The 22,268-nt window shown below is 55.6% G+C and carries 22 protein-coding genes and 3 tRNA genes; 5 read left to right on the top strand and 20 right to left on the bottom strand.

Annotation, left to right across the window (positions count from 1 at the left end):
* Positions 1 to 26: 26 nt before the first annotated feature.
* The 17 genes from FE784_RS34850 to FE784_RS34770 form a co-directional block, all read right to left on the bottom strand.
* The gene (locus FE784_RS34850) at positions 27 to 983 is read right to left on the bottom strand and encodes an ROK family glucokinase (RefSeq protein ID WP_139606863.1); all 957 of its coding nucleotides are present in this window, start codon (positions 981 to 983) and stop codon (positions 27 to 29) included.
* Positions 984 to 1,192: 209 nt separating this feature from the next.
* Positions 1,193 to 2,140 carry a thioredoxin-disulfide reductase gene (gene trxB / locus FE784_RS34845; RefSeq protein WP_139606862.1) on the bottom strand — a complete coding sequence of 316 codons (948 nt, stop codon included), beginning with the start codon at positions 2,138 to 2,140 and terminating at the stop codon, positions 1,193 to 1,195.
* A gap of 39 nt (positions 2,141 to 2,179) precedes the next feature.
* Entirely contained in the window at positions 2,180 to 3,925 is a 1,746-nt protein-coding gene (locus tag FE784_RS34840; RefSeq protein ID WP_139606861.1) for a tetratricopeptide repeat protein, read from the bottom strand.
* Between the two features lie 130 nt (positions 3,926 to 4,055).
* Positions 4,056 to 5,006: a ribose-phosphate diphosphokinase gene (locus FE784_RS34835; protein ID WP_139606860.1), complete on the bottom strand. Its 951-nt coding sequence runs from the start codon at positions 5,004 to 5,006 to the stop codon at positions 4,056 to 4,058.
* A 306-nt stretch (positions 5,007 to 5,312) separates the two neighbouring features.
* The gene (gene hisIE / locus FE784_RS34830; protein WP_139606859.1) at positions 5,313 to 6,002 is read right to left on the bottom strand and encodes a bifunctional phosphoribosyl-AMP cyclohydrolase/phosphoribosyl-ATP diphosphatase HisIE; all 690 of its coding nucleotides are present in this window, start codon (positions 6,000 to 6,002) and stop codon (positions 5,313 to 5,315) included.
* Positions 5,999 to 6,757: an imidazole glycerol phosphate synthase subunit HisF gene (hisF, locus tag FE784_RS34825; RefSeq protein WP_139606858.1), complete on the bottom strand. Its 759-nt coding sequence runs from the start codon at positions 6,755 to 6,757 to the stop codon at positions 5,999 to 6,001. Before hisF ends, hisIE begins: the two co-directional genes overlap by 4 nt.
* Positions 6,758 to 6,904: 147 nt before the next feature.
* Positions 6,905 to 7,507 (bottom strand): imidazole glycerol phosphate synthase subunit HisH, encoded by a 603-nt coding sequence (gene hisH, locus FE784_RS34820; protein WP_139606857.1) that lies wholly within the window; start codon positions 7,505 to 7,507, stop codon positions 6,905 to 6,907.
* A gap of 3 nt (positions 7,508 to 7,510) precedes the next feature.
* Positions 7,511 to 8,119, bottom strand: a complete 609-nt coding sequence (gene hisB, locus FE784_RS34815) for an imidazoleglycerol-phosphate dehydratase HisB (RefSeq protein WP_139606856.1) — start codon at positions 8,117 to 8,119, stop codon at positions 7,511 to 7,513.
* The gene (gene hisD / locus FE784_RS34810) at positions 8,116 to 9,408 is read right to left on the bottom strand and encodes a histidinol dehydrogenase (protein ID WP_139606855.1); all 1,293 of its coding nucleotides are present in this window, start codon (positions 9,406 to 9,408) and stop codon (positions 8,116 to 8,118) included. Before hisD ends, hisB begins: the two co-directional genes overlap by 4 nt.
* Before the next feature lie 19 nt (positions 9,409 to 9,427).
* A complete protein-coding gene (hisG, locus tag FE784_RS34805) occupies positions 9,428 to 10,066 on the bottom strand; it encodes an ATP phosphoribosyltransferase (RefSeq protein ID WP_139606854.1) in 639 nt (212 codons plus the stop codon).
* A gap of 17 nt (positions 10,067 to 10,083) precedes the next feature.
* On the bottom strand, positions 10,084 to 11,289 hold the full coding sequence (locus FE784_RS34800; protein WP_139606853.1) for an ATP phosphoribosyltransferase regulatory subunit: 1,206 nt from the start codon (positions 11,287 to 11,289) through the stop codon (positions 10,084 to 10,086).
* Positions 11,290 to 11,686: 397 nt separating this feature from the next.
* On the bottom strand, positions 11,687 to 12,175 hold the full coding sequence (locus FE784_RS34795; protein ID WP_139606852.1) for an acyltransferase: 489 nt from the start codon (positions 12,173 to 12,175) through the stop codon (positions 11,687 to 11,689).
* Positions 12,176 to 12,189: 14 nt separating this feature from the next.
* Positions 12,190 to 12,828 carry a pyrophosphatase PpaX gene (gene ppaX, locus FE784_RS34790; protein WP_139606851.1) on the bottom strand — a complete coding sequence of 213 codons (639 nt, stop codon included), beginning with the start codon at positions 12,826 to 12,828 and terminating at the stop codon, positions 12,190 to 12,192.
* A 37-nt stretch (positions 12,829 to 12,865) separates the two neighbouring features.
* Entirely contained in the window at positions 12,866 to 13,810 is a 945-nt protein-coding gene (gene lgt / locus FE784_RS34785) for a prolipoprotein diacylglyceryl transferase (RefSeq protein ID WP_176706730.1), read from the bottom strand.
* Positions 13,811 to 13,848: 38 nt separating this feature from the next.
* Positions 13,849 to 14,790, bottom strand: coding sequence for an HPr(Ser) kinase/phosphatase (gene hprK, locus FE784_RS34780; protein WP_139606850.1), 942 nt, complete (start codon positions 14,788 to 14,790; stop codon positions 13,849 to 13,851).
* Positions 14,791 to 14,923: 133 nt separating this feature from the next.
* The gene (locus tag FE784_RS34775) at positions 14,924 to 16,042 is read right to left on the bottom strand and encodes an ABC transporter ATP-binding protein (RefSeq protein ID WP_139606849.1); all 1,119 of its coding nucleotides are present in this window, start codon (positions 16,040 to 16,042) and stop codon (positions 14,924 to 14,926) included.
* Positions 16,043 to 16,128: 86 nt separating this feature from the next.
* The gene (locus FE784_RS34770; RefSeq protein WP_246132322.1) at positions 16,129 to 17,217 is read right to left on the bottom strand and encodes a PucR family transcriptional regulator; all 1,089 of its coding nucleotides are present in this window, start codon (positions 17,215 to 17,217) and stop codon (positions 16,129 to 16,131) included.
* Between the two features lie 196 nt (positions 17,218 to 17,413).
* Between FE784_RS34770 and FE784_RS34765 the strand changes: the two genes are divergently transcribed.
* The 5 genes from FE784_RS34765 to FE784_RS34745 all read left to right on the top strand — a co-directional run bounded on the left by FE784_RS34765 (position 17,414) and on the right by FE784_RS34745 (position 21,716).
* Entirely contained in the window at positions 17,414 to 18,694 is a 1,281-nt protein-coding gene (locus FE784_RS34765) for a nickel-dependent lactate racemase family protein (protein ID WP_425465584.1), read from the top strand.
* A 39-nt stretch (positions 18,695 to 18,733) separates the two neighbouring features.
* Positions 18,734 to 19,126 carry a hypothetical protein gene (locus FE784_RS34760; RefSeq protein ID WP_246132321.1) on the top strand — a complete coding sequence of 131 codons (393 nt, stop codon included), beginning with the start codon at positions 18,734 to 18,736 and terminating at the stop codon, positions 19,124 to 19,126.
* 5 nt (positions 19,127 to 19,131) lie between these two features.
* On the top strand, positions 19,132 to 19,722 hold the full coding sequence (locus tag FE784_RS34755; protein ID WP_139606846.1) for a gluconate 2-dehydrogenase subunit 3 family protein: 591 nt from the start codon (positions 19,132 to 19,134) through the stop codon (positions 19,720 to 19,722).
* Positions 19,719 to 21,296 carry a GMC family oxidoreductase gene (locus FE784_RS34750; RefSeq protein WP_139606845.1) on the top strand — a complete coding sequence of 526 codons (1,578 nt, stop codon included), beginning with the start codon at positions 19,719 to 19,721 and terminating at the stop codon, positions 21,294 to 21,296. Before FE784_RS34755 ends, FE784_RS34750 begins: the two co-directional genes overlap by 4 nt.
* A 105-nt stretch (positions 21,297 to 21,401) precedes the next feature.
* Positions 21,402 to 21,716 carry an MTH1187 family thiamine-binding protein gene (locus FE784_RS34745; RefSeq protein WP_139606844.1) on the top strand — a complete coding sequence of 105 codons (315 nt, stop codon included), beginning with the start codon at positions 21,402 to 21,404 and terminating at the stop codon, positions 21,714 to 21,716.
* 203 nt (positions 21,717 to 21,919) lie between these two features.
* On the opposite strand, the gene FE784_RS34740 is transcribed toward FE784_RS34745, so the two are convergent.
* The 3 genes from FE784_RS34740 to FE784_RS34730 form a co-directional block, all read right to left on the bottom strand.
* Positions 21,920 to 21,992, bottom strand: a tRNA-Lys gene (locus tag FE784_RS34740).
* A gap of 51 nt (positions 21,993 to 22,043) precedes the next feature.
* Positions 22,044 to 22,129: transfer RNA gene (locus FE784_RS34735), tRNA-Tyr, on the bottom strand.
* A gap of 41 nt (positions 22,130 to 22,170) precedes the next feature.
* Positions 22,171 to 22,246 (bottom strand) — tRNA-Phe (locus tag FE784_RS34730).
* Positions 22,247 to 22,268 lie beyond the last annotated feature (22 nt).

Here is a 22,268-nt window from a genome sequence, read left to right as displayed (position 1 = left end):
TCCGGACATCGATCCCTTGCTTGATTCTATGAACGCTGCTTCAAATTTAATCCGGCTGCTCCGACGACTCCAGCATTATTGCCAAGCTTGGCCGGCACGATGTCGACCCCTTGCGTGAATACCTCGGGCACGTTTTGGACGTATACTTTGCGGATTTCGTCGAATAAAACATCTCCGGCGCGCGATACGCCTCCGCCGATGACGAACCGTTGAGGGTTCAGGACGACCGCCACGGCCGCCATTGCCTTGCCCAAATAATAGGACGCCCGCTTGACGATGCGAATGGCGACCTCGTCTCCGTCCTTCGCCGCGTCGAATACTTCCTTGGCCGTAATCGTCTCGTTCAACGACAGCGAGGTGGATTCCCCGCGCTGCACGGCATCCTTGGCCATCCGGATAATCCCGGTAGCGGACGCAACCGTTTCCACGCAGCCCAACTGACCGCAGCCGCACTGAATCGCTTCCAGATCCGGAACGACCTTGATATGGCCAAGCTCCCCGGCCATGCCGCGGAAGCCTTGATAAATTCGGCCGTCGACGATAATGCCGCCGCCAACGCCCGTTCCGAGCGTAAAAGCTACGATATTGTCGAGGCCCGCACCGGCACCGCTCCATGCTTCTCCGAGCGCGGCCACATTGGCGTCGTTATCGATCGCGACCGGCAGACCGAGACGCGACTCAAGCTCCTGCTTCACGGCGACATCTTTCCATCCCAAATTCGGAGCAAACAGCACCGTTCCCGAAGCCAAGTCGAGAAATCCGGCGATTCCCGCTCCGACGCCGGCTACTTGCTCCCATTGGTATGTCGAGTCGGACACGATTTTTCTCACGTACTGCGCGATGCGGTCCAGCACCTCATCCGCCCCGCCCTCGGTCCCCGTCGGACCTTCGTACGTATGCAGCAGACTGCCTTGCTCGTCGCAAATGCCCACCTTGATACTGGTGCCGCCCAAATCCACGCCGATATAAATCTTCTCCGACATTACGTCATGTCACCTCAACCGAAAATGTATTCTACTGTACCAACTATAAGCCAACCTACCGGTAAGGTCAAGTGATCCCGGCTTTTACAAAAATCGCATAAAACCGCGGCCCGGGCGGCATCGCCGACCTTTCCGAATGGCTGAAACCATGCTGCCGCATACAAAATGAAAAGGAGAACACGAGGTTCTCCTTCGACCCGTTTTTACGATTACAACGAAACGCTCCAGTCGTGCACGGAGTTTTCTTCCAGAAACTTTTCGCAATCCAGCGCCGCCATACACCCGCTGCCCGCGGCGGTAATCGCTTGGCGATACTTGTGATCCTGTACGTCTCCGCAGGCGAATACTCCAGGCACGTTCGTTTCAGACGTTCCCGGCTTCACCACCAAATAGCCGAGCTCGTCGGTTTCCAATTGGCCTCCGAGGAAGCCGGTGTTCGGCGTATGTCCGATCGCCACGAAAATCCCGTTCGTTTCGATAATCTCTTCCTCGCCGGTCGTTCCATCCTTCACCTTCAAGCCTGTTACGCCCTTGTCCCCGGCTACGACTTCGATCGGCGCCTTGTTCAGGCTCCACGTAATTTTCGGGTTTTCCCGAGCTCGGTCCTGCATGATTTTGGAGGCGCGCAGCTCGTTGCGGCGGTGCACGACGCGGACTTCGGTAGCGAAGCGAGTCAAGAAGTTCGCTTCTTCCATGGCGGAATCTCCGCCGCCCACGACGATTATTTTTTTGTTGCGGAAGAAGAAGCCGTCGCATGTCGCGCAGGTGCTGACGCCGCGTCCGATATTGTCCTTCTCGTTCTCGATGCCGAGCAGCTTGGCGGTAGCGCCTGTCGAGATGATCAGCGTCTCGGCTACCAGCTCTTCTCCGCCTTCGATCTTAAGCGTAAACGGCCGTTTCGACATGTCGACTTCGTTCACCCAGCCGGTGCGGAATTGCGCGCCGAACCGTTCCGCCTGCTTGCGCATATTGTCCATCAGCTCGGGGCCCATGATCCCTTCCGGAAAGCCGGGGAAGTTCTCCACTTCCGTCGTCGTCGTCAATTGTCCGCCCGGTTCCGGTCCTTCGATTACGAGCGGATTCAGATTGGCGCGGGCCAAATAAATGGCCGCAGTCAGTCCCGCAGGGCCTGTGCCGACTACTATCGTCTTGTACATTGCTTGCCTCCTCCTTCTATCTGCAACCGCATTGGCCGTTTAGAACGGCTCCGAGCTCGACAGCTTCGGAAAGATGGCGTCCATCTTTTCCTTCAAGCCGCATGCCCGGTCGATGATTTTGACGTTTTTGCTGACCGTCGTCACGGAAATGCCGTAACGGACCGATACTTCGTGGTACGAAATTTCGCGGCGGTGCATTTTCGCGGTCAAATACTCGAGCGCGGCCGCCCAGCCTTCGACCTTGCCGATCTTCGGCACGTCCGGGTAGACGCGGGTCAGAAACTCTACCCACAGTGTCTCCAAATCGTGCTGCTGGATCATGTCGTACCGCTTATCCATTTTGTGGAGCGCGGCTTCCATCACTTCCTGCCACTTGTCTTTCCAAATCGGCAAATTCGGCGACCATGGCGAGGACGCGAGCGGCGTCTCCCTGCCGTCCAGATTGACGTAGATCGGCTCCTTCGCGCGCATGCTGCGCAGTACGAAGATGGCGACCTTCTTCAAGTATTCGTCTTCCTCCGGGTCTAGCAAAAATTCGCGCAGCGCATCTTCCACTTCGCTGTCCGCGATAATGCCGAACGCTTGGATCACCTGCAGCTTCGTCTCGACGTCCCCGTGACGAAGAGCCCAGAAGAACGAAGAGCGAACGAGTGGATCCCGCTTCATATGATCCGGTATGCCGTCTGCGGCCATTTCCAGTACGCGGAACTGCTCTTCGAACGGCAAATGGTAATGGTAGCTGAGCGCTTTTTTGCTCGTGCCGTTCTCGACTTCCCTAAGCTGCTCCAGGTAATAACGCGGAATATCCGTGCCCGGATCCAGCTTCTCGACGGTACGCCACAGCTTCTCGGCCTCGGCATACTTCCCGATATTGCAGGCCGCCACCGCGGTATAGTGGTAAAGGCAAGGGTCGAGCCCCGACTCGCCGGTCTTCAGCAACCGTCGAAACAGCCGGTACGCCGTCTCGTGCTCGGACAAAATCCCCATCGTCGTCGCAAGCTTGAAGACGTGATCGTAATGCATCGGATACGTCTTGCGCAGGCTGAGAAGCAATTCGTTCAGCTGTTCCTGATCGCCGTTGTGCTGGTGGAATATGGCCAGGTTGCACAAGGCATGCAAATTGCCCGGCTCCAAGTCCAGCACCTGCCGGATCGTAGCCAGTGCCTTGTCGAACAGGCCCATATAATAGTAGGCTAGCGCCAAGTTGTTGCGGGCGGCCAAAAAGTCGGGAGACTTCTTGACAAGCTTCTCCAGAATGCGCACCGCCTCGGAAAACTTGCCTTCCTCCAGCAGCTTGCGGGCTTTATCGTGCTCGAACAATCCTTCCCTGCTCTTGATCGAGTTCAGCTTGGTCGGGCGTTCCAGCTCGTAGCCGAGCAACTCCATCATTTCTTCGGACTCTTCGAGAAAATGGCCGTTCGGATCGTGCTCCAAATAGTAAACGAGCGCTTCTTCCGCCGCCTCGTAGTTTTCCATGTTGGCATAATTGTTAGCCATATAGAAATAACACTCGGTCATCGACGGATCGATTTGCTCGACGATTTGCTGCAATATGCGGTTCGACTCTTCGTAATCTCCCGTTTCTGACAGAACGCCTGCCAGATTGCAATGGTTGACCGGATTGTCCGGCTCGAACTCGACGGCCCGGCGGAAATATTTCAGCGCCTTATCGTAGCGATTTCGGTCCAACGAATGGACGGCTCTCTCGAAAAAGAACGTGGCATCCATTTGGACCGTGATGACGTTGCGTTTCTTCGTCTTGGCCACATGCTTTTTCTTTGCCATGCTTCAGGCACCTCCGGCAACTATACTTACCTCAGAGTATAACACACATCGTTTGGATTACCTACTGCTTTGCGGCAATGTCGCGATGCGCGGCCGCCGGGGACCGAAGCGGTTTTCAGACAGCCGGCGCTTATACGCCGCCGTATTTGAACAGCGTGCTGATCGAACCGCCGTCGATGATAATGCGGATCGCGTCGGAGAACAAATGCGCCAGAGACAACACCTTGAACCGTTCCGGATGTCCGTTCGGCAAGGCGATCGAGTCGGTAATGACGACTTCCTGGATGTTCGGGTGGTCGAGACGCTGCAGCGCCGGCCCGGAGAACACGGGATGGGTCGCGCAGACGAAGCTGTCCTCGGCCCCTCTATCCTTTAGCCCTTCCACGACTTTGACGATCGTATTCCCCGTATCGATCATATCTTCGATAATGATCGGCGTCCGGCCTTCGACGTCCCCGATCACGTGCGTGATCGTCGCTTCGTTATGCGCGTGGCGCTTTTTGATCATGATCGCGAACGGCGCGTTCAGGATGTTGGCCAAGTTTTCGGCGGTTGTGGCACGTCCGGCATCCGGCGAGACGACGACCGGGTTTTTAATCTTTTTGTTGCGGATATAGTCGCTGATCAAGTCGAGTGAAGTCATATGGTTAACCGGTATATTGAAGAACCCTTGAATGGCGGGTGCGTGCAAATCTACCGTCAAAATGCTGTTGGCTCCCGCCGTCGTGAGCAAATCGGCTACGAGCTTGGCGGAAATCGGTTCGCGCGGCGCGGCTTTGCGTTCCTGTCTGGAATAACCATAGTACGGGATGACAAGGTTGATCGTTCTCGCGGATGCCCGCTTGGCCGCATCGATCATGACGAGAAGCTCTACGAAGTGGTCGTTGATCGGATGCGAGAAAGTCTGCACCAGGAAGACGTCGCAATTTCGGACCGACTCTTCGAACAGGCAGTAGATCTCGCCGCTCTTGAAGCGCGACAGCTTGATTTGCCCGAGAGGAATTCCCAACTCGGCGCAAATGCGCTCCGCCAGCTTCGGATTGGACGATCCGGAAAAAATTTTACAATTGTCCTTGTACATGGTTACCTCCTAAAAATGGTTAAAGCCTCTCAGCACGGTTCAACAAAACCTTAACTTGACTTGACTCGGTAACTTCATAAAGTTGTCCAAGCTTATTATACTCCTTCGACATGTTTTTTCAAAAGGATTCCGACCCGCTTTTCATGAATTCGTCACAAAGTGACCCGTATATACAGCAGCCGACGGAGAGCGATCCCATTTTTACAGCAGCATTATGCCAGTACTTGGATTAACCCGAGCCAAAAAAGACCCGCCGTCGTTCCTCTGAGTGGGACGATGGCGGATCTTGGATCGTTATCCGACGAGTCAATCGCTGATCGCATACTCGCTTTTTTGCTTCAAATGACGGCGCGCCAGTTCCGCCATTATGTCGTCGAGCGGCAGCTTCTGCTCGCGCAGCAGTACCAACAGATGGAAGATCAGGTCGCTAGCCTCGTAGCGAAGCTCCTCGTGGCTGCGGTTTTTGGCGGCGATGATCACCTCGCCCGCTTCCTCCCCGACCTTCTTCAAAATTTTGTCGACGCCCTTCTCGAACAAGTACGTCGTGTAAGCCCCCTCTGGGCGTTCCGCGTCGCGCTGGGCGATAATCGCCTCCAGCTTCTCGAGAATATCGAACCGGCCCGCGGTCTGCTTCGACCCGCCGGAGATTCCATCCCCGACAACGGCTTCGTTGTAGAAGCAGCTGTATGCGCCGGTATGGCAAGCGGGACCGGTTTGCTCGACTTGAACGAGCAGTGTGTCGCCGTCGCAATCGTAGCGGAGCGAGCGCACCTTCTGGATATGTCCGCTGGTCGCGCCCTTGTGCCACAGCTCGGAGCGGGAACGGCTCCAGAACCACGTTTCCCCGGATTCGAGCGTCAACCGCAGCGATTCCCGATTCATATAGGCGAGCATGAGCACTTCTTTGCTGACTGCATCCTGCACGATAGCCGGCACGAGTGCTTGTCCGTCCCATTTGACCGCTTCCGCCAGACTTTCGAACGTTTGTTCGCTCATCGTATCTCCACCCCTTTGCTCTTCAAATCTTGCTTGACTTCCTCTATCGTCATTTCCTTATAGTGGAAAATCGTCGCGGCCAGACCTGCGTCGGCCTTTCCTTGCGTGAACACATCATGGAAATGCTCCTTGCGCCCCGCTCCGCCCGAAGCGATGACCGGGATGCTCAAGCTTTCCGACACGGCGCGCGTCAGCTTCAGATCGAAGCCGTCCTTCGTCCCGTCGGCGTCCATGCTCGTCAGCAAAATTTCGCCCGCGCCGAGCCCCTCGACCTGCTGCGCCCATTCGAGCGCCTTGATGCCGGTCGCGTTGCGTCCGCCATGGGTGTACACTTCCCATTCGTCCCAGTCAACGTTAAATTTGGCGTCGATCGCCACGACGATGCACTGGGAGCCGAACTTGGCCGCTCCGTCGGCTACCAGGCGCGGATTTTTGACCGCCGCGGTGTTAATGCCGATCTTGTCCGCGCCCGCCCGAAGCAGCCGCTTCATATCGTCCACGCTGGAAATGCCCCCGCCGACGGTGAACGGGATCGTGATCTCCCCGGCCGTCTTCTTCACGACCTCTACCATCGTCGCCCGTCCTTCGAACGAAGCCGATATGTCCAGGAAGACGAGCTCGTCGGCGCCTTCCTTGTCATAAGCGGCCGCCAGCTCGACGGGATCCCCCGCATCGCGCAAATTGACGAAATTTACGCCTTTTACGACTCGCCCGTCCTTGACGTCCAGACAAGGTATGATACGTTTCGCTAACATACGCGCTTCTCCCCCGGTTTCCTTCTGTCGGCGTGCCGCCTGCTTCTCTCGACGTGCCGCCGCCCGTATACAACGCTTTGCCTATAGTCGGAGAAACCTTCTAGATAGAAGGCTCCCCGGCGGATTGTCCGATAAGTGTCGGCGATTTCAACGGCACAGCGTCAAAAACCGCTCCAACAGCCGCATGCCCAGCTCGCCGCTCTTCTCCGGATGAAACTGCATGCCGTACACGTTATTGCGGCCGACTATGGCGGTAACCGCCTGGTAGTAATCGGTCGTGGCCAGCAGGTCGGCCGTCTGTTCCGGAATCGCATGATACGAATGGACGAAATAGACGTGCCCTTCCTCCAAGCCGTCCAGGAGCGGAGAGGCTTTGCGGAACGACAGCTTGTTCCACCCCATATGCGGCACCTTGTAAGGGCCGCGGAAGCGGATCACTTTGCCGGGAAGCAGGTTCAGTCCTTCATGCTTGCCATGCTCCTCGCTCTCCGCGAACAGCAGCTGCATGCCGAGACAAATGCCGAGCAGCGGCTTGCCGCTTTCCGCATAGCGCAATACCGTATCCTTCAATCCGGTCTCGCGCAGGTTGTCCATCGCATCCCCGAACGCTCCGACACCCGGCAAAATGGCGCCGTCGGCGGCCATGATTTCGTCCGGATTCGACGTTACGAGCGCATCGTACCCGAGACGTTCGACCGCCTTGCTTACGCTGTGCAAATTCCCCATGCCGTAATCGATGATGGCGATCACGCGTCAGAGCACTCCCTTCGTGGAAGGAACGCCCTGCACGCGCGGATCGATCGAGGTCGCCTCGTCGAGAGCCCGGCCCAGCGCTTTGAATATCGCCTCCACCATATGGTGAGTGTTGCGGCCATAGTGGACGATCACGTGCAGCGTAATGCGCGCCTCTAAGGCAAATTTCCATAGAAACTCGTGTACGAGCTCGGTCGTGAAGCTTCCCACCTGCGCCGACGGAAACTCCGCCCGGTATTCGAGATGCGGCCTGTTGCTGATGTCGATCGCCACCTGCGCCAACGCTTCGTCCATCGGCACGAACACGTTCGCGTACCGCTTGATGCCGCGCTTGTCGCCGAGCGCTTCGCGCAGCGCCTGTCCGAGACAGATGCCGATGTCCTCGGTCGTATGGTGATCGTCGATCTCGATATCCCCTTCGGCTTCCACGCGGAGATCGAACTGGCCGTGCTTCGTGAACAGGTCGAGCATATGATTCATAAAGTGCACGTCGGTCGCGATCTCCGATTTGCCGGTGCCGTCCACGTTCAACGACAGCTTGATGTTCGTTTCATTCGTTTTCCGATCGATGCCGGCCGTACGGGCCGGGCGGTTTGCCGTTTCGCTCATGTTCGCTCCCCTTCCTTTTCCAGTCGGACTTGAATCGCTCTGGCGTGGGCATCCAGTCCCTCGTGCTTGGCCAGTGTCATAATGTCTTCGCCGTCACGCAGCAGCGCTTCCTTGCTGTAGTGGATGACGCTCGATTTTTTCAGAAAATCGTCGACACTCAGCGGCGATGAGAATCGCGCCGTGCCGTTGGTCGGCAATATATGGTTGGGGCCGGCAAAATAGTCGCCGACCGGCTCCGAGCTGTAAGGGCCGAGGAAAATGGCGCCGGCATTCTCGATCCGGCCGAGCCAGCCGAACGGCTCCCGGACGAGCAGCTCCAAATGCTCCGGAGCAAGCCGGTTCGACGTGGCGACGGCTTCGACCTCGCTGTCGGCCAGCAGTATCGCGCCGCGCTCCCGGATCGACTTCTCCGCGATTTCTTTGCGCGGGAGTGTCGCCAGTTGGGTCTCCACTTCCGCGAGCACCGCCTCGGCAAGCGGCCGCGAGGTCGTGACGAGGATGGCCGAGGCCATCTCGTCGTGCTCCGCTTGCGACAGCAGGTCGGCGGCAATATACGACGGGTCTGCGCTGTCGTCCGCAAGTACGAGAATTTCGCTCGGTCCCGCGATGCTGTCGATATCGACTACGCCATATACGTACCGTTTGGCCAGCGCTACGTATATATTGCCGGGGCCGACGATTTTATCGACCGGCGGAATCGTTTCCGTTCCGTAGGCGAGCGCCGCTACCGCTTGCGCCCCTCCGACCCGGTACATTTCGCGGATGCCGGCTTCGGCCGCGGCCACCAAAATGTAGGGATCGATTCCTTCCTTGCCTCCCGTAGACGCCGGGGTGACCATGACGATCTCGGGTACGCCCGCCACCTGTGCCGGAATCGCATTCATCAGTACGGATGAAGGATACGCCGCCTTGCCTCCGGGCACATACAGCCCGACGCGGCGCAGCGGTCGGATGATTTGACCGAGCGTCGTGCCGTCCGGCTGCACATCCATCCAAGAGTTGCGCTTCTGCTTCTCGTGGAAGCTGCGGATATTCGCCGCCGCCCGGCGCAGCGCCTCGATGAAGCGCGGCTCGACGCGGTCGTACGCGGCCGTTATTTCTTGTTCCGTTACACGGAGCTGGCCGGCTTCCAGCTTTACTTTATCGAAGCTCTCGGTAAACCGCAGCACGGCGGCGTCGCCTTCCGTGCGTACGCGTTCGAGAATGTCGCTCACGGTTTTGTTCTGCTCGGGAGTGCCGTATTCCACTTCGCGCGCCAGCTTGAATTCGTTCGCTTTTATAATCCGCATTCGTGTCCTTGCCTCCCGTTCATCTCGCGCCAGCGGCGGTAATCGCCGACTGCAGCCGGTCGCATAGCTGCTGGACGGCGCCGTTTTTCATCCGGTAGCTGACCCGGTTGGCAATGAGCCGGCTCGTAATATCGGCTATTTTCTCCAGCTCGACCAAGCCGTTCTCGCGTATCGTGTTGCCCGTCTCGACCAAGTCTACGATTCGGTCGGCAAGGCCGATCAGCGGGGCCAGCTCGACGTTGCCGTTCAGCTTGATCACTTCGACCTGCTGCCCTTTTTCGCGGAAATATTGCGAGGCGACATTCGGAAATTTGCTCGCCACGCGCGGGTTCAGCACCGGCTTCCAGTCCGGCAGCCCGATGACGGAAAATCTGCAGCGGGCGATGCCCAGGTCGAGCAGCTCGTACACGTTGCGGTTTTCTTCCATCATCACATCTTTGCCGGCTATTCCGATATCGGCGACTCCGTACTCCACATAAGTCGGAACGTCGGCCGGCTTCGCCACGATAAATTCCATGCCCATCTCGTGAACGGGAACGATAAATTTCCGCGAGTCGTCCAAGTCTTCCGGCAAGGGCAGTCCCGCAGCCTGAAACAGCCGATGTATATGCTTGACGATTCTTCCTTTCGGAATCGCCACTTTCAACAGGTCTTCCATCGTTACCATCCTTTCCTTCAGCCGAACTCGATCACTTCGTCGTACCCGGACGCGTCCGCTTTATTCCGCGCGACGTCCAGCAGCCGTGCGCCGGCGCCCGCTTCCGCGGCATCGGTATCGACCCGCGTCGTCTCGACGATAATGTTGTCCCGGGCGCGCAACCCCTGAGCGCAAGCCAGCGCTTCTTTCGCTTGGCCGGGAACATACAGGACGAGCACCCGATACGGCTCCGGGGTCTCTTCCACATCCGCCACCTCCAGCATCCGGTTCGTCTTGAGCGCGAAGCCGGTCGCCGCCGCCGGACGGTCGAATTGCTTCAGCAAATTGTCGTAGCGTCCCCCGCTGCATACGGGGAAGCCGAGATCGGCGGCATAACCCTCGAAGGTCATTCCGGTATAGTACGTAAAATCCCCGATCATCGTCAGGTCGATCAGCACATGCTCGCTTACGCCATATGCCTCGAGCACGTCCCACACTTGGCACAAATGCTGAATCGCCTCTTGAGCCATCCGGTCACGCGACAAGCTCCGCGCCTGCTCGCATATTTCCTGCCCGCCGCGCAGCCGCAATATGCCTTCCAACTCCCGGCCTACGGAATCGCTCAATTCGTATTTGCGCAGCAGATCCCGGTATCCGACATGATCCCGCTGCAGCAGCCGCTCCTTGAGAGCGCTTTGCTCGTCCTGCCGGTCGGGCAGCGCCTCCTGGAACAAACCGTTCAGGAAGCCGACGTGACCGAGCGCAATTTTGAAATGGCGAATGCCCGCCGCCTTCAAGCTGGCGATGGCCAGTGCCACCACTTCCGCGTCCGCGTCGGCGGAAGGATCCCCGACCAGCTCGACGCCGGTCTGGAAAAACTCCGCTTCCCGCCCCGCCTCGTCCTCGAATGCGCGAAATACGTTGGAATGGTAGGAAAGCCTCAACGGAAACGGCTGATCCTTCAATAAAGAAGCGACGACGCGGGCGATCGGAGCCGTTACGTCCGAGCGCAGCACTACCGTCGTTCCCTTCTTGTCCAGCAGCTTGAACAGCTTCCGGTCGGTCGTGGAGCTGGCCACCCCGACGGTATCGTAATATTCCAAAGTGGGAGTAATGATTTGCCGGTACCCCCACTTTTGCATGCAATCCAGCACGTTCGTTTCTATGCGCCGCAGCTTGGCGACCGTATCCGGCAAATAATCCTTGACGCCGGGCGGCTTTTCAAAAACTTTCGGTTTCGACATGAGGCACCCCGTTCTTGACATCGATTCCGTACGGCATTTCATGGTTCGGGTTCGCATATAGCGGTCCCGCATCCGACCTATGGGACAGATTCTTCATCGCATTAAAGCGACACCATGCTACCATACTACCTAAATAAAGAATGTATTTGTAAGTTTACCATGAGGCTACCGCACCGTCAATCGCCTTTACAAATTGTTTTCTACTTCGATAAGGGGATTTTGCAGTTGTAATTCACAGAAGGCCGAGAGGGGACAATCGTGCAGAGGATTGATATGCCTGGATCACTATCGAAGGAAGGTCGTTAAGGGGTTAGGCCAAAGGCCTGCAGGAAAAAACCGTTTAATGTCGGCGATTGTCCGCAAGCGGGGGAGATTCGGCAAGAGTATGGCCCTTCCCCTACTCCCCCGCCCTGCGTATCACCTGCAGCGGATTGCCCGCCACGAAACTGCCGGGCTCTACGTCGCGATGAACGACGGAGCCCGCTCCCACGACGGCGCCGTCGCCGATCGTGACACCCGGCAGTATGGTCGTGTTGGCGCCGATCATGACGTTCGAGCCGATATGTACGTCTCCAAGCCTGTATTCCCGTATCAAATATTCATGAGCCAAAATCGTCGTATTGTAGCCGATAATCGAGTTCGAGCCTACGTGGATTTTGTGCGGGAAGAAGACGTCTACCATCACCATCAGCGCGAAAGCCGAATTCTCCCCTACTTCCATGCGGAGGACGTTGCGGTAAACCCAGTTTTTCACCGGCAGCGAAGGACAATAGCGGGTAAACTGGATGCATATAAAGTTCCGAACCGATTTCCATTTGCTGACCGTCTTGTAAATTTGCCAGAGCGCATTCGGCCCTTCGACCGGGTACCGTTCCGTTCGTCTCACTGTCCGATCCCTCTTTATCCGACGATTTCCAGCAGGTCCCTCATATCGCGAATGACATAATCCGGCCGGAACGTGCGCAAATGGTCTTCGCCCTTCAGCGACCAGGATACTCCGACCGTCTTTACTCCGGCGTCCCGGCCCGCGATAATATCGTACTGGCTGTCTCCGACCATAAGAGCTTCCCCGGGATCGGCCTTCATCTGCTCGAGCGCCTTCAATACCGCTTCGGGGTCAGGCTTTCCCCTTACAACGTCGTCTATCGTAACGAGCGTCTCCATATAAGAATCGAGTCCGCATAGTTTAAGTCCCATTAGCGTCGTAATTCGCATTTTGTTCGTCACGACGCCCATCCGGATATTTCTGCGCTGCAGCTCGGCCAGCACCTCGCGAACGTTGGGAAATTCCGCGACCAGCTCGTCATGCTTGTCCAGGTTGAATTTCCGGTACTTGACCGCCAGCTCGTCCACCTGTTCTTTGCCCGTAAAAAAACGCAGCTGCTCCAGGAGCGGATAGCCCATATGGGGGACGATTCGCTCCCTCGTGTACGGCAGCTCCGTCTCGCCTTCCAATGTATGCAGAAACGACTGAATGATCAGCTCGTTCGTGTCGACAATCGTGCCGTCCAAGTCGAATAATACTGTCGTGATTGCCAATGTATCAAATCCTCCCTGGTCGTTATAGGCAGCGGGCTCAAATGCCCTCGCCCGCTTCCGAGGTAGAAATAGCCGTCGTTTTCGTCGAACGGATCGGATCGGAATAACGCTCCGACGCCCATCCCTTTTTACGGCGCACGATAATCAGTACAACCGCGGCTATTATAATAAGAATCGCCAGCAGCTGCGAAATGCGGACATTGCCGTAATCCATCGAGCCCGCCTCAAACATCACGTTCATCGGCGACCAAAGGCCATTGATCAAGGAAGCGAGCCAAGACGGCGCCGTGAAAGCCAAGCTGTCCGTGCGCAGCCCCTCGATGAAAAACCGGCCGATCGAATACCAAATAAAATAACTGAAAAACAACTCGCCGGAACGGAGAAACGGACGGCGGCGCAGCCAAAGCAGTACGAGCAGGCCGGCCAAGTTCCAGAGCGATTCATACAAAAACGTCGGATGGTAAAACAGGCCGCCGATATACATCTGATCGGTGATCCAGTTCGGCAAATGCAAAGTGTCGCGCAGGAACGTCTCGGACACGGGCCCCCCATGCGCTTCCTGGTTGACGAAATTGCCCCACCTGCCGATCATTTGCCCGACGATAAGCGAAGGCGCGCAAATATCCACGATTCTCCAGAAATTATAGCCCTTTCGGCGAAAATAAATATAGCCGGCTATAATGGCTCCGATGAGCGCCCCGTAGATCGCGATGCCTCCGTGCCAGATTTGAAATATTTCCAATAAATTGTTTTTGTATGCATCCCACTTGAACGCGACGTAATACAGACGGGCTCCGATAATTGCGGAAGGAACTCCGATCAGCAGCAGATCCATGAAGAAATCGGGAGAGATTCCGAACCGCTTCCCTTCCATGACCGCGAGCCACAGCCCTACCAGCGCCGCCGAGCCCAGTATGATCCCGTACCAGTGCACCGATATCGGCCCCAGCGAAAAAGCGATCGGATCGAGCAAATAAGCCATACTCCAACTCCTTAAGCCATTATTTTTCTTAAGTGCGGTTATTCCGAATCGTCCAAATCACCCGATATCGACTCGGTCAGTTTGTTCGTAAACTGCAATGCGGCGTTGTAGCCCATGCGCTTCAACCGGTAATTCATCGCGGCCACCTCGATGATGACGGCCAAATTCCGTCCCGGTCGAACCGGTATCGTAACAAGCGGCAAATCCGTATCGATGATGCGGGTAAGTTCCTCGTCCAGTCCCAGCCGGTCGTACTCCTTATCCTGCTGCCACGTCTCGAGGCGGATGACCAGCGATATCTTCTTATTGTTCCGAATCGCTCCCGCTCCGAACAGCGTCATGACGTTAATGATGCCGACACCGCGAATTTCGAGCAAATGCTTGATCAAATCCGGCGCATTGCCGACAAGCACATGATCCGGAGTCTGGTGAATTTCGACCGCATCGTCGGCGATCAGCCTATGGCCGCGTTTGACCAACTCCAGCGCCGTTTCGCTTTTGCCGATTCCGCTCGTACCGGTAATCAGCATCCCGATCCCGTATACTTCAACCAATACCCCGTGGATCGTTGTCGTCGGCGCCAGCTTATTTTCCAGAAAATCGGTTATCCGGCTTACGAGCGTCGTTGTCGCCAATGGACTGCGCAGCAGCGGCAAGCCATACTCCCCGGCTTCGCGGATCAGCTCTTCCGGAATATTTTGGCCGCGCGTCACGATCATACAGGGTGTTTCTTCCTCCTTGCACAGTCTCTTAAGCCGATCGTGCCGCTCTTCGGCCGATAACGTCTCGAAAAACGTCAGCTCCGTCCGCCCCAATATTTGCACGCGTTCCCGGGGATGGTAAGCGAAATATCCAGCCATCTCCAAGCCGGGCCGATACATGTCCGCTACTTTAATCAGCCGCCCTAGCCCTTCTTCTCCGGTCACGACCTCCAGGTGAAAATTACGGACGAGGTCGGAAACTTTCGTCTTTTTCCCCATTGCCTGACGTCTCCTTTATGTTCCAATGTTTTCATGGTAATGGAAATGCGGTGCGAAAGCAACCTTCACCTGCTCCTGGCCGGCAAAATGCAAAGAAGACCGACGATAGCCGTCGGCCTTCCTTCATTCTTCATTAGATCAATACGTTGATTTCGGTTTCTTTATCGAAAATGTGAATTTTGTTCATGTCCATCGCAAGCTTGATCGTCATTCCGTCTTTGAAGCCGGAACGGCCGTCTACACGGGCGACAACCGATTGCGTGCCGAGTCCGCTCAAGTGAAGCTGAACTTCGTGACCGAGGTTTTCGGAAACTTCGATCGTTGCGCTCACATGGCTTTCCGGGGAGCCTTCCATAAAGATCGGCTCGTCATGAAGGTCTTCCGGACGAATCCCGAACACGACTTCTTTATTGATGTAGCCTTGGTCGCGAAGAATTTGCGCTTTGCCTTCCGGCAGGGCAACATCTACGCCTTGAGCCTTGAAGCGGACTTTGCCGCCGCTCTCGGAGAGCGAACCGTGAATAAAGTTCATCGAAGGCGACCCGATAAAGCCGGCTACGTACATATTGGTCGGGAAATTATAAATTTCTTCCGGAGAAGCCGCTTGTTGGATAACGCCTTGGTGCATAACGACGATACGATCGCCCATCGTCATGGCTTCCGTCTGGTCATGCGTTACGTATACGACGGTCGTCTCGAGACGTTTGGCCAGCTTGCTGATTTCGGCGCGCATCTGCACGCGCAGCTTGGCATCCAAGTTGGAAAGAGGTTCGTCCATCAGGAACACTTGCGGATCGCGAACGATAGCGCGGCCCAAAGCTACCCGTTGGCGCTGACCGCCGGAAAGAGCTTTCGGCTTGCGGTCGAGCAATACTTCGATATCGAGAATTTTAGCCGCTTCGCGCACGCGTGCATCGATTTCGGCTTTTTTGAATTTGCGCAATTTCAGACCGAACGCCATGTTTTGATAAACGTTCATGTGCGGATACAAGGCATAGGATTGGAATACCATCGCGATGTCGCGGTCTTTCGGAGCGACGTCGTTGACAAGGCGGTCACCGATGAACAGCTCGCCGGACGTAATTTCTTCCAGACCTGCAATCATACGGAGCGTTGTCGATTTTCCACAGCCGGAAGCGCCTACGAGTACGAGGAATTCTTTGTCTTTGATCTCCAAATTGAAGTCTTTAACGGTAGATTCCGCGGCCCCTGGATATTTTTTTACGATATGATTCAAACGAACGCCTGCCATGGATCATTCCTCCTAGTATTCATATTCCACAGCTTTATATTAACCTATGGCCCGTTTCATGACTATGCACATTGTTTACAAAAAAATCACGTTCTTTTCGTTACTTTGTACAATAAGAGCGCTACATGCACCAATACCGCATGGCGGAACGTGCGGACATCGAGCCCCGTCTCCTGCTTGAACTTGTCCAAGCGGTACAACAGCGTATTACGGTGGATGAAGAGCTTCTTGGCCGTGTCGCTCACGCTGCAATCCAGCGCGATAAACTGTTCCAGCGTTGTCATCATTTCGACATCCTTCAACAGGTCCATCCGCTTCAGCACGCGCTCCAGAAACAATTGCTTCTGCTCTTCGCCGATCGGGTGCAGCAGCTTCTCCAGCTGCAGCCTCCAAGGCATATGGATATTGTCCGCTACGCGGTAGGTCCGTCCGAGCGTCATCGCCTCCCGGAGCTTGGAGACCGAGGCCAGCAGCGATTTGGTCGGCGGAAGCGGATAATCGACGGCAATGTGACATTCGCCCACCCACTCCGTAACGAGCATTTCGTGCAGCGCGTCGCCGAGCGATGCGAGCATGTCCTCCGCCGTTTCTTCTTCGCCTTCTCCGCCTTCCTGAAGAAGCGATTCCGGCCCGAGAATAAGCCATTCTTTATCGAGCAGCGGGATGAGCACGATTTCTCCGTCGAAAAAACTTTCCAGCAGCTTTTTCAAGTCCTGGTAAGTTGCCTTCCGTTGATCGGAATAATCGCCGTAGACGAGCAGCGGAATTTTTGGCGTATATAAGGCAAAGTTGGCCGCCAGCGTGTCTGGAAGCTCCGCGTCGAAGATGCCTTGCTCGAGCTGCTGAGCGATCCACGTCCGGATCAGATGCGATTTCCGCTCGTCTTCCGAATGAACCGGCGTAACGCTTCGCTTCTCCTGTGTCCGATATGCTTCGAGCATCAGCTCGACCAGCTGTTTCTCGGACGGGGTCAGCATCGGCTCGTCCACCGATACGGCTTGGATATGCCCCCCGTCTTTATATAGAAAGAAATGGTACCTTCCGTCAAGGATACGGCTTTTCCCCGCATCGCTCTCGACGCTCAGGTTCCATTTGGCGGCAGGCACCCGTCCGCGCCGGAATTCGGTTCCGAGTATTTGCTCCAGTTGCTGCTTGATCCGATCCCATTGCACCATGTTGAAACTTCCCCCTGACCGACCGCCTTCGAGATTGAAAATGCGATATATGTTTCATGATACACGTTTTGACGGGGGATGAAAACCTTGTCCGCTTCATCCCTCCTCCTGGATCGCTGCTGTGAGGATATAATTCCCAGATCGTGAGGCTTTCTATTTTTGGTTTATTCCGGGGGCAAATGGAAATAATTTTCTCATTCGGACTTTTCACACAGCAGCCCGAGGAAAGAAGGTACATCCGATTTTATTCCCTTACGGTAACGGACATGTCGAAGTCACGATCGATTGCCCCAATTCTCCGACGATAATCGACTATCACTCGGAAGCCGACGGTTCGGCCGAGGGCATTATAGAAGAGGCGCTTCGCCATCCCGTCGCGGGAAAACCGCTTCACGAATTGGCTGCCGGCCGTAGCCGGGCCGTCATTCTGGTGAGCGACGGAACACGGTTATGCCCGAGCCGCTTGTTTTTGCCGGCCTTGCTCGGCGCATTGAATCGAGGGGGCATCGCCGACGACCGGATACGAATCGTTGTAGCGCTCGGCATGCATCGAAAACATACGGATGCGGAATTGAAACGGCTTGTCGGCGAGGAGGCTTTTGAGCGCGTAGCGGTCGTGAATCATTCCGCGCTATCCGAGGATTGCGTCGCCGTGGGAACGACCAGTCTCGGTACTCCGATTGAAATCAATCGCCTCGTCGTCGAAGCGGATCTGCTCATAGCGACAGGAAATATCGAGCCGCACCGGCTGGTCGGCGTTTCCGGCGGGGTTAAGGCGCTCATTCCCGGTACGGCATCCCACCGCTGCATCGAGGCGAACCATGCACTGTCCGGGCGCTATAAGGCGGCGCTAGGCGATCCGGATAATCCGATACATCGCGATCTGGAGGAAGCGCTCGCTTTCGTGCCGATCCATTTTTTGTTCAACGTGATCGCGAACCATCGCCAAGAGCTGCTCGAAGCGTATTCCGGAGAGTTGATTCCCACTCATCGCAGAGGCCTTGAAGCGGCGAGGAAACGTTTTTTCGTTCCCGTAAGCAGTCAGTACGACATCATTCTGGCTTCTACGGGAGGATCCCCCAAAGATTTGCAGCTGTACCAAGCGATCAAAACGATGCAGAATGCATCGGCCTTCACCAAGCCCGGGGGCTCGATCGTATTGCTTGCGCGCTGTGAGGAGCTGTTCGGCAACGGTATTTTCCAATATTGGGTCGAGACGATTCGGGACCGGCCGACCATGCTCCGCAAATTGAAGGAACAGTTCGTATTGGGTGCCCATAAAGTGGCTCAAATCGAGCAAATCGTTTCCAAGCATACGGTCTATCTGTATTCGGATATGCCCGATGCGTTGACCGAGCTGGCCGGTTTTATTCCCGTTCGCGACTTGCAGCAATTGGTCTCGAGCGTCATCAACAATGAAGACTGCGAAGTAGCGATGATGCCTCATGGCGCTCTTACCTTTCCCGCACCGGAGTAAATGCGGATCCGTTAACCATTTTGCATGGAGGGATGTCCCGTGTATTGGGATCATTGGTCTTTGGACCGCTTCTTGATTTTTTTCGTCAGTGTAGCGTTCGTTTTGATCGGCATTCAAGTGACCATGTTTCATTACAGGCAAAATTTCCACCATAAATCGATGTGGGTGCCAGTCGTATCGTCACCGATCTTTTTTGCGACTGGACTTGCGCTTACGTTCTATAACGCCGGCTGGCTGCGGATGCTGTTCGTGCTGTTTATGGCTCTGGGCGTGTTGGACGGTCTCGTTGGCGTATATTTTCACGCCAAAGGCGTCCGTGTGAGAGTCGGAGGCTGGCAAATGCGCAACTTTTTGATCGGCCCTCCGGTTGTATTGCCTTTTTTGTTTACGGCGATCAGCGCTCTCGGGCTTATTGCGATTTATTGGAGGTGACGTCCATGAAGAAGAGCCGTTATCCGGACTATAATGTAATGAGCGAGCAGGAGGCTTGGGACGCTCATTCCCGTTCCATCGTCGCTTCCCGTTTGGAAGGCGTAGACGGGTATCAGTCGCTTACCTTGACGGAGGCGGAAATGCTGCGCGCCCTCTGCTCCATCCTGGCAGGGGATAATCGGGCCAATATCATTCAATTCGTGCTGAGCCACATCGATCGGTCGCTAACTGCCCCATCGGGGGAAAGCGAGCGTAAGCCGTCCGTTCCCAAAGCCGGCGACTTGCTTCGACTGGGGATGAAGCGATTGGACCAATGGGCGATGTCCTATTATTTGCGTCCGTTCATCGATTTAACCGAAACGGACCAGCTATCGATCATTACCGCCTTGAGCGAAGAGAAGCTTCCTTTGGACGAAGATTCCAATTTTCCGCAAAAAGCGTTTTTCAACCGACTGTTGAGCTGGACGGTCGAATCGTATTATTCGCATCCTACGGTTTGGTCGGAGATCGGTTACGGCGGTCCGGCTTATCCGCGAGGTTATGTGCGGGCAAACCTGGGCCAGTTGGACCCTTGGGAGGCGAAATCGGATACATGACCCTGCATCGAAAATACGCAAACGATGAAGTCGACGCAGTCATAGTAGGCGCCGGAGCTGCCGGTGGCGTACTGGCCAAGGAATTGAGCGAAGCGGGTATGCGCGTCGTCGTCTTGGAGGCCGGGCCTTTCCGGGACCCGCAGCACGATTTTGCCAGCGACGAGCTGGCCATGAAATCGTTGGGGTGGGAGGATACGCGTCTTGTAGAAGGGGCCGACCCGCTCAAGATGGGGCATAACAATTCAGGTCGCGGCGTCGGGGGCGGCACGACCCATTTTACGGGCGTGTTTCTGCGTTTTCACGATTCCGATTTTCGTGCGCGGACGTTGGACGGCGTCGGAGAAGACTGGCCGATCGGATACGCCGATTTGGAACCTTATTACGCCAAAATCGAGAAAGAAATAGCCGTGTCCGGACCGAAGCATTTTCCTTGGGGGAATTATAACGGTCCTTACCCCTATCCCGAGCGCGAGCCGCTTAGCCCTAACGCTTACATGTTCATGAATGGCTGCGAGAAGCTCGGCATTCGCTCGGCCGTGCCGCCCTTGGCCATTTTATCCGCTCCCTTCGAAGGTCGTCCTCCTTGCATCAATAGAGGATTTTGCAACCAAGGCTGTATGCCCAATGCCAAATTCAGCACGCTGATCGTGCATATCCCGAAAGCGATCGCTGCCGGAGCGGAAGTGCTTGCCGATTGTATGGTCGCTCGGGTTCTAATGAACGATGACGGACGGGCCGCGGGAGTCGAGTTCATCCATAACAACGAGACCTATGTTCAAAAAGCGCGCATCGTCATCGTTTCCGCCTACGCCGTCGAGACTCCCCGATTGCTGCTGAACTCGGCCGACTCCAAATTTCCCGACGGACTGGCCAATCGGAGCGGATGGGTCGGCAAAGCGATAATGCCCCACAGCAGCCAAGACGTTTATGCCAAGTTCGAAGAGGAAATCCGCTTGTATAAAGGAACGCCTGTATTGGCCACAACGCAGGATTTCTACGAGACGGATCGGAAAAATAATTTCGTACGAGGCTACTCGCTGCATGCCCACGGTTCCCGACCGGTCGGTTTCGCTAACGGCATCTCCCAATCGGAGCAAGGACCCGTATGGGGACAGCGGCTGCACGAGGCTTTGCTCGATTACAATATGTACGGAAGGGTGACGATGGTGGGGGAAGTGCTCCCGTCGGAACACAATCGGGTAACTCTTGCCGAAGAAAAGGATCAGCACGGTTTGCCTAGAGCCAACGTATCGTTCAGCTATGGCGAGAACGATCTGAAACTGATCGAGCACGCCGTCGGCATGATGAGCTCTATCCTGCGGGCGGCCGGCGGAAAAGTGGAATATGTCGTTCCCGATACCGCCCATCTCATGGGGGGATGTCGTATGGGCAACGATCCTGAGACGTCGGTCGCCAATTCGTACGGACAAACGCACGACATCCCGAATTTATTCGTATGCGACGCCAGCCTCTTCGTGACTTCGGGAGCCGGCAACCCGACCAATACCGTCATGGCATTGGCCTCGCGAACGTCGGAATATATCCGGCAACAAGCAAAACGATTCGAACTGTAATTTGGATCGTGCTACCGGAAATGAGATTGGCTTAATCGCCCATATCCGTTTACAATACAAGTGTTAGTATTACGGGCCACATTGATCAAACGGGAGGTTTTCGGCATGGCGATTATAGAGGTCACTGTCATTCCGGTAGGCACGCAAACCACAAGCCTAAGCGGTTATGTAGCGAATATGCAGAGCTTGCTGGAACAGGCCGGCGTGCCGATCCAGTATCAGATGACGCCGATGAGCACCATCATTGAAGGGGAATTGTCCGATTTGCTGGACATCGTGCGCAAGCTTCATGAATCGCCTTTTGACCAAGGAGCGGACCGGGTATGCACGACGATCAAAATAGACGATCGCCGGGACCGTCCGTCCTCCATGGAGCAAAAAATGAAGTCGGTCGCCGATCGGCTGCAATCTGCACGATAATTCACTTCGTCCCGGTCGAGACAATGAAGAAGAAGGAACCCAGCTTTACTATTGGCGAACTTAGGTTCAGTAATAGTATAGCTGGGTTCCTTAAGGTTGGAATCCCGCCTTAAAACCCCAATCCTATCGTGGGATGGCTGTGTCCTTCGGCGAAATTATAAGATCATAAAATAATAAAACCTCTCGCAACGGAGAGGTTTTGATGAGCCATGTAGGACTCGAACCTACGACACCCTGATTAAAAGTCAGGTGCTCTACCAACTGAGCTAATGGCTCGCGCTTGAAAATTAGCCCAAAGGCGAAGCCTAAATATAGAAAGGCAATAAATGGTGGAGGCTGATGGATTCGAACCACCGAACTCGTAAGAGAACAGATTTACAGTCTGCTGCGTTTGGCCACTTCGCTAAGCCTCCATAATCATGTCCCATGCCATCAATGGCAATTTGGACATACATGGTGGCTCGGGACGGAATCGAACCGCCGACACGAGGATTTTCAGTCCTCTGCTCTACCGACTGAGCTACCGAGCCTTATGTAGTAATCATATTAAAT

Source organism: Paenibacillus hemerocallicola, assembly GCF_006265175.1.
GTDB lineage: Bacteria > Bacillota > Bacilli > Paenibacillales > NBRC-103111 > Paenibacillus_AB > Paenibacillus_AB hemerocallicola.
This window is presented reverse-complemented; position numbering and strand designations above follow the sequence as displayed.

Coding starts and splice junctions, on each gene's coding strand:
- FE784_RS34840 (WP_139606861.1), bottom strand. CDS start 3,925: ATGGCAAAGAAAAAGCATGTGGCCAAGACGAAGAAACGCAACGTCATC.
- FE784_RS34745 (WP_139606844.1), top strand. CDS start 21,402: ATGGCGATTATAGAGGTCACTGTCATTCCGGTAGGCACGCAAACCACA.
- FE784_RS34755 (WP_139606846.1), top strand. CDS start 19,132: ATGAAGAAGAGCCGTTATCCGGACTATAATGTAATGAGCGAGCAGGAG.
- FE784_RS34800 (WP_139606853.1), bottom strand. CDS start 11,289: ATGTCGAAACCGAAAGTTTTTGAAAAGCCGCCCGGCGTCAAGGATTAT.
- hisB (WP_139606856.1), bottom strand. CDS start 8,119: ATGAGCGAAACGGCAAACCGCCCGGCCCGTACGGCCGGCATCGATCGG.
- hisD (WP_139606855.1), bottom strand. CDS start 9,408: ATGCGGATTATAAAAGCGAACGAATTCAAGCTGGCGCGCGAAGTGGAA.
- FE784_RS34750 (WP_139606845.1), top strand. CDS start 19,719: ATGACCCTGCATCGAAAATACGCAAACGATGAAGTCGACGCAGTCATA.
- FE784_RS34770 (WP_246132322.1), bottom strand. CDS start 17,217: ATGGTGCAATGGGATCGGATCAAGCAGCAACTGGAGCAAATACTCGGA.
- FE784_RS34850 (WP_139606863.1), bottom strand. CDS start 983: ATGTCGGAGAAGATTTATATCGGCGTGGATTTGGGCGGCACCAGTATC.
- lgt (WP_176706730.1), bottom strand. CDS start 13,810: ATGGCTTATTTGCTCGATCCGATCGCTTTTTCGCTGGGGCCGATATCG.
- FE784_RS34835 (WP_139606860.1), bottom strand. CDS start 5,006: ATGTACAAGGACAATTGTAAAATTTTTTCCGGATCGTCCAATCCGAAG.
- hisIE (WP_139606859.1), bottom strand. CDS start 6,002: ATGAGCGAACAAACGTTCGAAAGTCTGGCGGAAGCGGTCAAATGGGAC.
- hprK (WP_139606850.1), bottom strand. CDS start 14,790: ATGGGGAAAAAGACGAAAGTTTCCGACCTCGTCCGTAATTTTCACCTG.
- FE784_RS34775 (WP_139606849.1), bottom strand. CDS start 16,042: ATGGCAGGCGTTCGTTTGAATCATATCGTAAAAAAATATCCAGGGGCC.
- hisG (WP_139606854.1), bottom strand. CDS start 10,066: ATGGAAGACCTGTTGAAAGTGGCGATTCCGAAAGGAAGAATCGTCAAG.
- trxB (WP_139606862.1), bottom strand. CDS start 2,140: ATGTACAAGACGATAGTAGTCGGCACAGGCCCTGCGGGACTGACTGCG.
- hisF (WP_139606858.1), bottom strand. CDS start 6,757: ATGTTAGCGAAACGTATCATACCTTGTCTGGACGTCAAGGACGGGCGA.